The 12,580-nt window shown below is 62.8% G+C and carries 11 protein-coding genes; 5 read left to right on the top strand and 6 right to left on the bottom strand.

All coding sequences use genetic code 11. The annotated features are described in order from the left end of the window. Positions 1–3: 3 nt before the first annotated feature. Positions 4–1,098 (bottom strand): ABC transporter ATP-binding protein, encoded by a 1,095-nt coding sequence (locus PSV40_RS22370; protein ID WP_300542082.1) that lies wholly within the window; start codon positions 1,096–1,098, stop codon positions 4–6. A gap of 115 nt (positions 1,099–1,213) precedes the next feature. Here PSV40_RS22370 and PSV40_RS22365 point away from each other — a divergent pair, with 115 nt between their 5' ends. The 4 genes from PSV40_RS22365 (at position 1,214) to PSV40_RS22350 (ending at position 4,314) form a co-directional block, all read left to right on the top strand. Next, positions 1,214–2,824 carry an iron ABC transporter permease gene (locus tag PSV40_RS22365; protein ID WP_300542080.1) on the top strand — a complete coding sequence of 537 codons (1,611 nt, stop codon included), beginning with the start codon at positions 1,214–1,216 and terminating at the stop codon, positions 2,822–2,824. A gap of 166 nt (positions 2,825–2,990) precedes the next feature. Next, positions 2,991–3,212: a CsbD family protein gene (locus PSV40_RS22360; RefSeq protein WP_300542078.1), complete on the top strand. Its 222-nt coding sequence runs from the start codon at positions 2,991–2,993 to the stop codon at positions 3,210–3,212. Between the two features lie 69 nt (positions 3,213–3,281). Beyond that, the gene (locus PSV40_RS22355) at positions 3,282–3,854 is read left to right on the top strand and encodes a hypothetical protein (protein WP_300542077.1); all 573 of its coding nucleotides are present in this window, start codon (positions 3,282–3,284) and stop codon (positions 3,852–3,854) included. A 232-nt stretch (positions 3,855–4,086) separates the two neighbouring features. Beyond that, entirely contained in the window at positions 4,087–4,314 is a 228-nt protein-coding gene (locus PSV40_RS22350) for a sulfurtransferase TusA family protein (protein ID WP_096671316.1), read from the top strand. Positions 4,315–4,339: 25 nt separating this feature from the next. Here PSV40_RS22350 and galU read toward each other — a convergent pair whose 3' ends face one another. Then, positions 4,340–5,251 carry a UTP--glucose-1-phosphate uridylyltransferase GalU gene (gene galU / locus PSV40_RS22345; protein WP_300542075.1) on the bottom strand — a complete coding sequence of 304 codons (912 nt, stop codon included), beginning with the start codon at positions 5,249–5,251 and terminating at the stop codon, positions 4,340–4,342. A gap of 91 nt (positions 5,252–5,342) precedes the next feature. Between galU and PSV40_RS22340 the strand changes: the two genes are divergently transcribed. Beyond that, the gene (locus PSV40_RS22340; protein ID WP_300542073.1) at positions 5,343–6,362 is read left to right on the top strand and encodes an NAD(P)-dependent oxidoreductase; all 1,020 of its coding nucleotides are present in this window, start codon (positions 5,343–5,345) and stop codon (positions 6,360–6,362) included. A gap of 122 nt (positions 6,363–6,484) precedes the next feature. On the opposite strand, the gene PSV40_RS22335 is transcribed toward PSV40_RS22340, so the two are convergent. From PSV40_RS22335 to PSV40_RS22320, 4 genes are all read right to left on the bottom strand, one after another. Then, on the bottom strand, positions 6,485–9,502 hold the full coding sequence (locus tag PSV40_RS22335; RefSeq protein WP_300542071.1) for a valine--tRNA ligase: 3,018 nt from the start codon (positions 9,500–9,502) through the stop codon (positions 6,485–6,487). 114 nt (positions 9,503–9,616) lie between these two features. Next, positions 9,617–9,826, bottom strand: a complete 210-nt coding sequence (locus PSV40_RS22330) for a DUF2783 domain-containing protein (RefSeq protein WP_293593702.1) — start codon at positions 9,824–9,826, stop codon at positions 9,617–9,619. A 17-nt stretch (positions 9,827–9,843) separates the two neighbouring features. Continuing rightward, on the bottom strand, positions 9,844–11,589 hold the full coding sequence (locus tag PSV40_RS22325) for an FAD-dependent oxidoreductase (RefSeq protein ID WP_300542068.1): 1,746 nt from the start codon (positions 11,587–11,589) through the stop codon (positions 9,844–9,846). Between the two features lie 81 nt (positions 11,590–11,670). Continuing rightward, positions 11,671–12,315, bottom strand: coding sequence for a VOC family protein (locus tag PSV40_RS22320; RefSeq protein ID WP_300542066.1), 645 nt, complete (start codon positions 12,313–12,315; stop codon positions 11,671–11,673). Between the last annotated feature and the right edge of the window lie 265 nt (positions 12,316–12,580).

The raw sequence follows: 12,580 nt of genomic DNA, 5'->3' as shown, positions 1-12,580 counted from the left end.
TTCTTAACTGTCAGAGGCGGCGGCGGGCGCGTGTTCGTCGCGCTGGAACGTCACGACGTGGTCGACTTCAGCGCGAATGCCGATCCATTCACCGAGCGCATGGTCGTGGTGCGAAGGTACATGCGCCATCACGGTTTCACCGGTTTGCAACTGCAGGGTGTAGAGGAATTCCGAGCCGCGGAAAGCCTTGCGCAGGATTTGTGCTTTCACCGGCGCTGAATCGTCATGCACGATGTCGTCGGCGCGCAGCAACACGTCGCAGATGCCGTCGGGGTAGGCGCTGGGCAGGGGGCACTCCAGCAGGCCGCTGAGGTCTCCCAGTGCCGTGTGGACCACCACGTTGTGGTCCCGCTGTCTCAGCTGGGCGCGGGTGAACACGCCGTGGCCGATGAACTCGGCCACAAAACGGGTTGCGGGCCGGTGGTACAGCTCGTAAGCCTCATCCCATTGGTGCAGCTGGCCTTCATGCATGACGCCGATACGGTCGCCGATGGCAAAGGCTTCGAGCTGGTCGTGGGTGACAAACAGCGCCGTGGCGCCGGCCAGCTTCAGGATGGCGCGCACCTCCTGCGCCAGGCGTTCGCGCAAATCCACATCCAGGTTGGAAAAAGGCTCGTCCAGCAACAGCAGGCGCGGCCGGGGGGCCAGCGCGCGCGCCAGCGCCACACGTTGTTGCTGACCGCCCGACAATTCATGCGGGTAACGTTTCTGGGCCTTGCCCAAGCCGACCATGTCCAGCACTTCGCTGACGCGCTGCTGGCGCTCCGCTGGTTTCAGGTGCGTCAACCCGAAGGCCACGTTGTGGCCCACGTCGAGGTGCGGGAACAGGGCGTAATCCTGAAACACCATGCCGATACGCCGCTGTTCTGCAGGCACATGGAGCTTGCCGCTGCTGACGATTTCCTGTGCCAGCGAGATGCTGCCGGCCTGGGCCTGCTCAAGGCCGGCGACGGCCCGCAACAGGGTGGTTTTCCCGCAGCCGGAAGGCCCGATCAGCACACCGATCTCCCCGGTGCGCAGGCCCAGGGACACGCCGCCGACAGCCGGGCTGGAGCGGCCCGCGTAATGCACCACCAAGTGGGAAAGTTCCAGGAACATGGGTGCAATTGTAGATGCTTACAATTCTCATTTGCACTCGCCTGATGTGCGGCCCGCCGTCTGCATCAGGTATCCGCCATGCGGCGTGAGCAGAGGCTTTTTTTCCCGGGACTCCATGCTTCGTCGCTTTCTTTCATCCGTGCCCCTGTTCCTGCTGATGGTGGTGCTCACGCTGCCGGTGCTGGCGGTGATGCTGTCGTGGTTTGAACTCGACAGCCAGTCCCTGCCCATCCTGCGGGAGATGCTGCAAACCGTTCTGCCGGAATACGCCTTCACGTCCGTGCTGCTGTGTCTGGCCGTGGCGGGCGGCGTTGCGCTGATCGGCATGGGCACGGCCTGTGCGGTGACGCTGTTCGAGTTTCCGGGGCGGCGGTTTTTTGCCTGGGCGCTGCTCCTGCCGCTGGCCATGCCGGCCTACGTGGTGGCCTACGCATACACCGACTTCCTGCAATACGCCGGACCCCTGCAAAGCTGGCTGCGCGCGAGCTTTGGCTGGCAGGGGCGTCTGCTGCCAGAAATTCGCAGCCTGGGCGGTGCGGTGCTGGTTTTCACGGTGACGCTGTATCCCTATGTCTATCTGCTGGCCCGTACCGCGCTGTCCGAGCGGGCCGTGCATTTGATGGAAGCCGCCCGCCTGCTCGGCGCGCCACTGCAGCGCCGCATTCGGGAGGTGGCCTTGCCGTTGGCCCGTCCTGCCGTGGCGGCCGGCGTGGCACTGGCCTTGATGGAGACGCTGGCGGACTTCGGCGTATCCAGCTATTTCGGCATCCAGACCTTCACCGCCGGCATCTACAAGGCCTGGCTGGCCATGGACAACCGGCTGGCGGCTGCGCAGCTGGCCACGGTCCTGTTGCTCGTGGTGGCGGTGCTGCTGGGAATCGAGCACCATGCGCAAAAACGCATGCGTTTTGCCGGCAGCCGCGGGGGCCGCGCCGGGGCTGCCGACGCTGCGCCCACGCCCTTGCACGGCCTGCGGGCCGGTTTGGCGTGGATCTTGTGTGCACTGCCCATCACACTCGGGTTTGTCCTGCCCGTGCTGTTCATGCTGCGTCCCCTGGTGGCCGGCTGGAGCGAGTTGCCCTGGACGCAGTTTGTGCGCTGGTCCCTCAACAGCGTGAGTCTGGCCGGCTTGAGCGCCGTGCTGGCCACCGGTGTGGCACTTAGCCTGAGCTTCGCGCTGCGCCGCCAGCCCCATTGGCTGACACGGGTCGCTGCGCAACTGGCGAGCCTGGGTTATGCCGTGCCCGGCGCCGTGATTGTGGTCGGCCTGCTGCTGCCTGTGGGCTGGCTGCAGGCCGTGGCTCCGCAAACCTCCGCGGGTTACTGGATCACGGGGACGGCGTTGGGCATTGTCTGGGCCTACCTGGTGCGCTTCACCGCCGTGGCGCTGCAGTCCGTGCAAAGCGGGTACTCGCGCATCCCGGTCAGTTTCGACGACAGTGCGCGCATGCTGGGCACCACCGGTGCCGCCCTGATGGCCAGGGTGCACTGGCCGCTGCTCAAGCGGTCGATCGGGGCAGCCGCCCTGCTGGTGTTTGTCGATGTGATGAAGGAATTGCCTGCCACCCTGGTGCTGCGCCCGTTCAACAGCGACACGCTGGCCGTGGTGACCTACCAGCTGGCCCGCGACGAACGCCTGGGCGAGGCAGCGCTGCCGGCCCTGGTCCTGGTCCTGGTCGGTCTGTTTCCTGTGCTGCTGCTGGGCCGCTCGCTGCGCGCGCGTTAGACAGCCTGCGTTTTAGGCACTGTCCCGTTCAGCTTGGGGTGTAGGCAGGCACCTACGCCCATCGCCCGCGTGTGCCTACCTGACGCTGCAGACGGTACTTTTACAGTGAATTTCCCTGTCGCATGGCCAAGCAGCCGCGTGACACACATTCACCAAAGGAGTCACCATGAACCAGGATCGCATCGAGGGGAACTGGACGCAGTTCAAGGGCAAAGTCAAGGAGCAGTGGGGCAAACTCACCGATGACGACCTCGACATCATTGCCGGCAAACGCGATCAGTTGCTGGGCCGGATCCAGGAGCGCCACGGCATTGACAGGGACGAGGCTGAAAAACAGCTGGATGCCTTTCAGGAACGCAACCCGACCGGCTTTTTTGAACGTTATTGAGTGCGGACCGGGTTGTTGGTCCGGGAATCCGTTCGAAAAATACATCACATCATCCAGGAAGAAATCACCATGAAATCGAAACTGATCATGCTCACGCTCGCCGTGTCCTGTGCCTTTGCCGGAAACGCCATGGCACTGACCAAGGACGAACACAAAGTGCAGAAAGACCGCATCGAGGCTGACTACAAGGCCAGCCGAGACAAGTGCAAGTCCCTGACGGCCAACGCCAGGGATATCTGCCAGGCTGAAGCCAAGGGCGCGGAAAAAGTTGCCAAAGCCGAACTTGAAGCCCAGTACAAGCCCAGCCCCCGCCTTACCGAGAAGGTGGCAGATGCCAAGGCCGATGCCGCTTACGACGTCGCCAAGGAAAAATGCGATGACCTGAATGGCAATGCGAAGGACGTCTGCGTGAAAGACGCCAAAGCCGCCCGCACGTCAGCCAAGGCCGATGCCAAGGTCAGCAAGGTCAGTGCCGATGCCAACAAGGACAAGGCCGGCGCCATGGCAGATGCCAAAAAAGACGCAGCCGCTGACAAAAATGATGCCCAGTACCAGGCCGCCAAGGAGCGTTGCGATGCCATGACAGGCAATGCCAAGGATGCCTGCCTGAACGATGCCAAGGCGAAATTCGGCATGAAATAAGCCACACGCGCGGGATTTTTTCCGGCGCCAGACCCCCGGCTTGCCCCGCAGGACCGGGGGGTTTGTTTTTGGATTTTACAAGAAATTGGCCTCGGGCCCATGCTGTCCGGGCGCAGACAGCTATTCTTTTTGTAGCAATTGGGCAATGCCCGGGCAGGCTGCAGGTGTGCGGCGTGGTAAGCCGGTGCCAGCGCAGGAATTGCTTAAAATCAGGGTATCCAAGGACAAACGCATGCACATCGACAAAGAGCTAGACACCCGCGGCCTGAATTGCCCCCTGCCTATCCTGAAGGCCAAAAAGGCCCTGGCCGAGATGAGCAGCGGCCAGTTGCTCCGGGTGGTTTCGACCGACCCCGGCTCAACGCGCGACTTCATGGCGTTTGCCAAGCAGACCGGCAACGAGCTGGTGGAGCAGCAGGCCGAAGGCGGCGACTTCACCCACGTGCTCAAGCGCCGCTGAATATCAGTAAATCGCAGTCAACCGCTCAATGCGGTTTTCTGCGTTCCTGGCCCGACCAGCCGATCTGCAGGTTTTCCAGGTAGTTTCTGAAATGGGCACCTACTTCAGGGTGCTGCAGGGCCAGTTCGACGGTGGCCTCGAGGAAACCCTCCTTGCTGCCGCAGTCATACCGTTTGCCGGCGTACTGAAAAGCGTAGACGCTTTCTTCGCCCATCAGTCCGGCAATACCATCGGTCAGCTGAATCTCTCCGCCCACGCCGGTAGGCTGGCTGCGTATGTGCCTGAACACGGCAGGCGTCAGGATGTAGCGTCCTGCCACCCCCATGCGTGAGGGCGCCACGTCCGGCGCCGGCTTTTCCACCATCTTGATGACTTTCATCAGGCCATCGACCACGGGCTCGGTGGCCACGATACCGTAGCGCCGTGTGTGCTCCAGCGGCACTTCCTGCACCGCCAGAATCGATTGCTGGACTTGCTCGAATTGGGCGGCCATCTGCGCCAGGACCGGGGGCTCGCCGACCATCAGGTCATCGGCCAGCAACACTGCAAAAGGTTCGTCACCGACCAGGTGTTCAGCGCACAGTACCGCATGGCCCAAACCCAGCGAGCGCGGCTGGCGAACATAGGAAAAATCCATGTCGCCAGGGTTCATCGAGCGGACTATTTCCAGCAGGTGGTGCTTTTTCGCGGCTTCGAGTTCGGTCTCGAGCTCATAGGCGGTATCGAAGTGGTCTTCGATGGCCCGCTTATTGCGTCCTGTCACAAAAATCATGTGGCGTATGCCGGCCGCATAGGCTTCTTCGACCGCGTACTGGATCAGCGGCTTGTCCACAACGGGCAGCATTTCCTTGGGCTGGGCTTTGGTGGCGGGTAAAAACCGTGTTCCGAGGCCTGCGACGGGGAAAACCGCCTTCTTTAAAGTTGTGACTTTTTTCATTTACTTGGCTCGGGAATGGAACTAGAGTGTTGCGTTACTGACACAGAGTCAGAAGCATGACGAAAAAGAATAACAGCAAACAGGACGCTACGTGGACATCTTACTTCTTGATGCATTGGTTCCAGAAGCCATGGCCTGGCTCGAAACCCGGCATACCGTGCAATACCGTCCCGAGCTTGCGGACGACATGGTGGTGCTGCGCAAGGCAGCTTACAAAAGCCGCGGCATCGTGTTCCCGCGTCAAACGGTGGTGACCCGTGAGTTTCTTGACTTCATGCCCAAGCTCAAGGCCGTCGGCCGCCTGCATGTGGGCACCGACAACACCGACCTGGAGGCCTGCAAGGAGCGCGGCATCAAGGTCATTCATGCCAGCAGCGCCAATGTGCGTTCCAACGCGGAATACCTGCTGAGCAGCCTGCTGCTGCTGTACCGGCGTGGTGTGGTGTCGGCCCTGATGGGGCGGCGCCACCCCAGCACCCAGATGGGCCGCGAGTTGCACGGTAGCACGGTGGGCATCCTCGGGCTGGCACCGACCGCGCACACGCTGGCCGGCATGCTCACCGGCCTGGGCGTGCGCCTGATCGGTTATGACCCCGCGGTTCACCATACCGCGCCGATCTGGGAGCGCCTGCGCATCCAGCCGGTGACCCTGACCGAACTGGTCAGCCAGGCGGATGCGGTGTCGGTCCAGATGCTTTACGCCGAGCGCTTTCGCAGCTTTGTCAACGAGAAGCTGCTGGCCGCCTGCAAGCACGGCCAGTTGTGGGTAGGCATCAGCCGCAGCGCGCTGTTTGATGAAAACGCGTTGGCCGCCGCCTTGTGTGATGGCCGCATCGAAGCCTGCATTCTGGACGGCGCCGAGGACAACTTCACGCGCGAAGGCTCACCCGTTCAGGGGCTGAAAAACCTGTTCATCACGCCACGCCTTGGTTCGCACACCCGTGAAGCACGCCTGCGCTCCAGTTGGTATGTGGCACACCGCATGCATGAAGCCATCATGGCCGGGCAACAGCGCAACGCAGATTCCGTGCTCAGCGCACCCATGGATCTGGAGCTGCCCGGCGCCGTGTCGCCTTCCCAATGGTCTGAGCCGGGGTTCGTGGCCCGCTAGGACGTGGCCCCCACGTTCGCTCACTGCGTGTAGCTCACTGCCCCCCAAGGGGGCCGCTGCGCCTGCGGGCCGGCAAAGCCGGACCCGCGGCCCCTGCTTGAACGGATCCTCCTTGCTCGGTGTTAGTTGAGCCTGGCCAGCTGCTCGCGAAGTTTTTCCAGCGTGGCGGTGAAGTCCGTCAGCCGCTTGCGCTCTTGCTCCAGGACGGCCGGCGGCACCTTGGCCACAAAGGCCTCGTTGGCGAGTTTGGCCTGGACCTTGACCAGTTCGCCTTCAAGGCGGGTGATCTCCTTGCCTATGCGTGCCTTCTCGGCTGCGACATCCACTTCCATGTGCAGGCAGACTTTCGCCTCACCCACCACCGCCACCGGCGCAGCCTGCGCAGCAGCCGCCCATTCGATTTCGCTGTCAAACACCCTGACTTCGCTGAGTTTGGCCAGCGCCTTGATCACCGGTGCGGACTGGCGCATGAAGGCGGTGTCGCCGATCACGAAGAGCGGCAGCCGCGCAGCAGGTGACACCTTCATTTCACCGCGCAAGTTGCGGCAGACATCGACCAGGGTCTTGAGCTTGGCGACATGCGCTTCAGCCAACGTATCGATCTTGCCGGGCTGGCTTTGCGGGTAGGTGGCCTGGGCGATGTAAGCGCCTTTTTTCAGGCCGGCGACCGGTGCGACCTTTTGCCAGAGCTCTTCGGTGATGAAGGGAATCACCGGGTGCGCCAGGCGCAGGATGGCCTCGAGCGTGCGGATCAGCGTGCGGCGGGTGGCGCGCTGCTCGGCGGGGCTGCCATGCTGGATCTGCACCTTGGCGATTTCCAGGTACCAGTCACAGAACTCGTCCCAGACAAACTGGTAAATGCTGCCGGCCACGTTGTCCAGGCGGTACTCGGCAAAACCTTTGGCCACGTCGGCTTCCACGCGCTGCAGGGTCGAGGCAATCCAGCGGTCCGCCTGCGAAAACGTCAGGTAGTTGTGAAATTCGGCGCCCGGTGCACATTGCTCTTTCGTGTGCTCGCTCAGGCCGCAGTCCTGGCCTTCGCAGTTCATCAGCGTGAAACGTGTGGCGTTCCAGAGCTTGTTGCAGAAGTTGCGGTAGCCCTCGCAGCGCTTGCTGTCGAAGTTGATGCTGCGGCCCAGGCTGGCCAGTGAGGCAAAGGTGAAACGCAGCGCATCAGCGCCGTAGGCCGGAATGCCCGCCGGGAATTCCTTTTCGGTGTTCTTGCGCACTTGCGGTGCTGTTTCCGGCTTGCGCAGGCCCTGCGAACGTTTGTCGAGCAGCGGTGCCAGCTCGATGCCGTCGATCAGGTCCACCGGGTCCAGCACATTGCCTTCGGACTTGCTCATCTTCTTGCCCTGCGCGTCTTTCACCAGGCCGTGGATGTAGACGTGGTGGAAGGGCACCTGGCCGGTGAAGTGCGTGGTCATCATGATCATCCGGGCGACCCAGAAGAAGATGATGTCGTAACCGGTGACCAGCACGCTGGACGGCAAGAAGAGGTCCAGCTCTTTCGTCTTCTCGGGCCAGCCGAGCGAGGAGAAGGGCACCAGCGCCGACGAGTACCAGGTGTCGAGCACGTCGGGGTCGCGCGTCAGGGTCTTGCCCGGCGCCTGGACCTGTGCCGCGGCTTCGTTTTCAGCGACATAGACCTTGCCGTCCTCGTCGTACCAGGCCGGAATCTGGTGGCCCCACCAGAGCTGGCGCGAGATACACCAGTCCTGGATGTTGCCCATCCACTGGTTGTAGGTGTTGACCCATTGCTCGGGCACAAACTTGACGGCGCCGCTGTCCACCGCGTCAATGGCTTTTTGGGCGATGGACTTGCCGGTCGGGTCCTTGTCGCTGACCTTGGTCATCGCGACAAACCACTGGTCGGTCAGCATGGGTTCGATGACCTGGCCGGTGCGGGCGCAACGCGGCACCATGAGCTTGTGTTTCTTGACTTCGACCAGCAGGCCCAAGGCCTCGAGATCCTTGACGATCTGCTTACGTGCTTCAAAACGATCCAAGCCTTGGAGATGCTGGGGAATGCCCACATCAATTGCCAACGGATGACCAGATCCCGCTGGACCGATTTTCCCGCCACCTTCACGTGAGGCTACATATTTTTCCCACCCTTCGCCTGCGGCGGAAACATAGTTATTAATGATCTTTGCATCAAGCGTGAGTACACCGATGATGGGCAGCTGATGGCGCTGGCCGACCGCGTAGTCGTTGGCATCGTGCGCCGGCGTGACCTTGACCACGCCGGTGCCGAAGGCCTTGTCCACGTAGTCGTCGGCAATCACCGGGATGTCGCGGTCGCACAGCGGCAGCTTCACCAGCTTGCCGATCAGATGCTGGTAGCGTTCATCTTCAGGGTGCACCATGAGGGCCACGTCGCCCAGCATGGTTTCAGGCCGGGTCGTCGCCACGGTCAGCGACCCCGAACCGTCGGCCAGCGGGTAAGAGATGTGCCAGAGAAAACCGTCTTCCTCTTCGCTTTCAACTTCCAGGTCCGAGACAGCGGATTTGAGGATCGGGTCCCAGTTGACCAGGCGTTTGCCGCGGTAAATCAGGCCCTGCTCATACAGCTGCACAAAGGTCGAGGTGACGACCTTGGACATCTTGGGGTCCATCGTGAAGTACTCATGCTTCCAGGCCACCGAGTCGCCCATGCGGCGCATCTGGCGCGTGATGGTGGTGCCGGACTCTTCCTTCCACTCCCAAACCTTCTCGGCAAACTTCGTTCGCCCCAGGTCGTGCCGGCTTTGGCCTTCGCCCTGCAGCTTGCGTTCGACGACGATCTGCGTGGCGATACCGGCATGGTCGGTGCCCGGCACCCACAGCGTGTTGTCGCCCTTCATGCGGTGGTAACGCGTGAGCGAGTCCATGATGGTCTGGTTGAAGGCGTGGCCCATGTGCAGGGTGCCGGTCACATTGGGCGGCGGCAGCTGGATGGAAAACGAGGGCTTGGCCGCGTCCAGCGTCGGTTCGTACATGCCGCTGTCTTCCCAGAGCGGGCCCCACTGGCGTTCAATCGCCGCGGGTTCGAAGGACTTGGCTAGGCTGTCCAGGCCGGGCGTGGGCACTGTCACCCGGGGCGTTGGGGTGTCGGCAGGAGCGGGGCTGGCGGGCGTGGGGGGGGCAGAGGCGGTCATGGGGCAATGAAAAACGGCATCGCCGGGATGCCGCCTTGGGTTGGAGGTACTGCCCTGATTTTATTCGACTCGCTGTACCGGCCGGGCCGGGGCCCTCATTCAGCCTGTGCCGCTTCAGGCGGTGTCGATCTGCCTGGCAGCAGCGATACAGGCCTGCAGCAGCGGCGTGTCGCCCAGCTGGTTGGCCAGGATCAGGATCAGCCGGGCGTTGAGCAGCTCGGACTGCTCACGGCTCAGGCCCTGGTGGGCGTCGAGCAGGCACTCGTAAAACGCATCCGCATCCTGGAAATTGGGGGCGGTCTTGATGGCGGCTTCGGTTTTCATGGGAGGTCTTTCCGGATTCAGCGCAGGCCGAGGGTTTTTTCGACAGCAGCGACCAGTTGGCCGTCCACCGCCTCGCCGGTGGCGGCCAGGTAGCCGTCGGGCCGCACCAGCGCCCAGGCGTGGCCAAACACATGGCAGGCGCCCTGCAAATGGCCGGTGCCCCGGGCATTGATGTCGCGCACATGTTCGCGCGCCTGCGCGCGGTCGTCCGGTCCCAGCACCTGTACGCTGCGCACCGGGGCGTGTTGTGCGAGCTGCCGCAGGCGCTGCAGGCCGGCGGCCGGCAGTTCGCCGAACACCAGCACCAGCAGGTTGCCGTCGGCCCACTGCAGCAGGTCGTTGACCGCACCCTGTGAGCCGTCCGCCCAGCGGAAGGCGACGTTCTGCACCGACTGCCCGCCGGTGTTGTCGCAGATGGACGAACGTGTGTAGGTGTTGGCAACCGCCATGCGGCCGGTGTTGACCAGGGAGCGCGCAAACGGGTACTGTTTTGCCAGGCTGATGGCGGCCGTGCGAAAGCAGCGCTCCATGCCGTCCGCCGGCCGCAGGAAGCGAGCGGTGCGGTTGGTGACCTGCACGTTTTGCTGGGCGGCTTCGAGCCGCTCCGCGTTGTAGCTCTCCAGCAACGTGGCGCTGGCACGGCCACGCAGCACGGCGGCTAGCTTCCAGGCCAGGTTGTCGGCATCGGCCACGCCGGTGTTGCCGCCGCGCGCGCCGAAGGGGCTGACGATTTTTGCGGTGTCGCCCATGAAATACACGCGGCCCACGCGCAGCTGGTCCAGGCAGCGGCTGCGGTAGGCGTAGGGGCCCACCCAGACGATCTCGACCTCGACGTCCTTGCCGAACTGGCGCTGCAGGCGCTCGCGCACCACGTCTTCGCGGCTCACGGCGTCGGGATCGGCATTCGGCGCCATCTGGTAGTCGATGCGCCAGACGTCGTCGGCCATCAGGTGCTGCCAGACTGCGCGGTTTTCGTTGAACGGTGCTTCGATCCAGGTGTGGCGCTCGACCGGCGGATGTTTGGAAAAACGCACGTCGGCGATGCACCAGCGGTCATCGCCGCGTTTGTTCTGCATGGTGGCGCCCACCCAGTCGTGGAAGGGCGTGTGTGAGCCGGAAGCGTCGATCACATGATCGGCTTCGATCTGGTAGCTGCCCGCGGGCGTTTCCACCGTCAGCGTGGCGACATCGGCGTTCTGCGTGAAGGCGGTGACGCGCGACTTCCAGCGCAGGTCCACATGGCCGAGTTCGTAGATGCGTTCGACCAGGTAGCCCTCGATGTAGAACTGCTGGATGTTGATGAAGGGCGGCTGGGTCGAGAGGTTGAAGTTGCTCTGCTGGCGCAGGTCGAAGGAATAGACCTCGTCGTCGCCAGCAAAGGTGCGGCCTACGCTCCATTGCACGCCCTTGGCGGCAATACGCTCGTAGATGCCGAGGCGGTGGAAGACCTCCAGCGATTTCTGCGTGTAGCAGATGCCGCGCGAAGAGGCGCCCTTGACACCCACGGTGTTGTCTTCGTCCAGCAGCACGGCCTCGACACCGTAACGCGCCAGCGCGCAGGCCAGGCTCAGGCCGGTGATGCCGCCGCCGACGATGACGATGGGATGGCGCCTGAGTTGCTTCGCGCCGAGTTCGGGCGGGGCCACGAAAGGGTATTCAGGCAGGGCGTAACCCGTGCCCTGGGTGAACTCATAACCGTTGGTGAACGCCGTCCGGGCGTAGGCAGGTGGTGTCTCCAGCATGGCGTGTCTCGCTCCCGGCATTGATCTGTTTTCAGTGTTTTTGGGGCCTGGCCCTTGTCGGACGGGCGCAGGCAGCTATCAAAATAATAGTAGACGTGGGCGTCAGGCGGCGGGTTTGCCGCCGAACTCCGGCCTGTCGTTTTGTTGCGGCTTGAGGGCTTCGGCGGCCTGGCCGGCCGCCTTGTCCTTGCGCCACTGCTGCTTGCGTGCCGTCCATTCCGCTAGGCGCGCGTGGGCGGTTTTGCTTTCCTCCAGCATCTGGAACTCGTCGGCCAGCTGCGCCGTCAGCTCCAGGCGCACGCCGTTGGGGTCGAAGAAATAAATGCTCTTGAAGATGTGGTGGTCGGTCACGCCCAGCACTTCGATGCCGTCGGCTTCGAGGCGCGCCTTCATCGCTTCGAGGTCGGCCACGGTGTCAACGCGAAACGAGATGTGGTTGACCCACAGCGGCGTGTTCGGCGAGGGCAGGGCTGCTTCGTCATTGCCAAGATCGAAAAATGCGATGAAGGAGCCGTCCTGCAGGCGGAAGAAGAAGTGGGTGTAGGGGCAGTACTCGCCGGTGCTCGGAACGTAGTCGCTCTGGATGATGTGGTACAGCGGCAGGCCGAGGATGTCCTCGTAGAAATGCCGGGTTTCCTCGGCGTCCCTGGCGCGGTAGGCGTAGTGGTGCAGTTGCTGCACCGCTGCGGGCGCCGGCAGCGGCGAGGTGGCGGGGCGCAGGGTGGGGGCGGTCATCTGGGCAGCCATGGCGATCTCCGGATTGGGTGGGTTCGGGTGTTTGCGCGCCTTGGGTGAGCAAGGTTTCAAATTCACCTATTCATAATGCATTTACTATAACGTAACTCTTTGGGCCTGCCAAGTGCAGGCCTGCCGGTGGCTGGCATGAAGTTCTTGAGAATAATTATCAATTGCAATTGATCCATAGCTTTTTTCTTTTATTCAAATTGATCCTGGCAATAGTATTTTCCAATTCAGGTATGAGCCTGAAGGGCGGTTGATGCGGCGATCTGTG

The sequence above is a fragment of the Polaromonas sp. genome, from assembly GCF_029945925.1.
In the GTDB taxonomy this organism is placed as follows: Bacteria; Pseudomonadota; Gammaproteobacteria; order Burkholderiales; family Burkholderiaceae_C; genus Polaromonas.
Note: the sequence above shows the minus strand (reverse complement) of the source record. Positions and strands in the feature narration are given on the sequence as shown.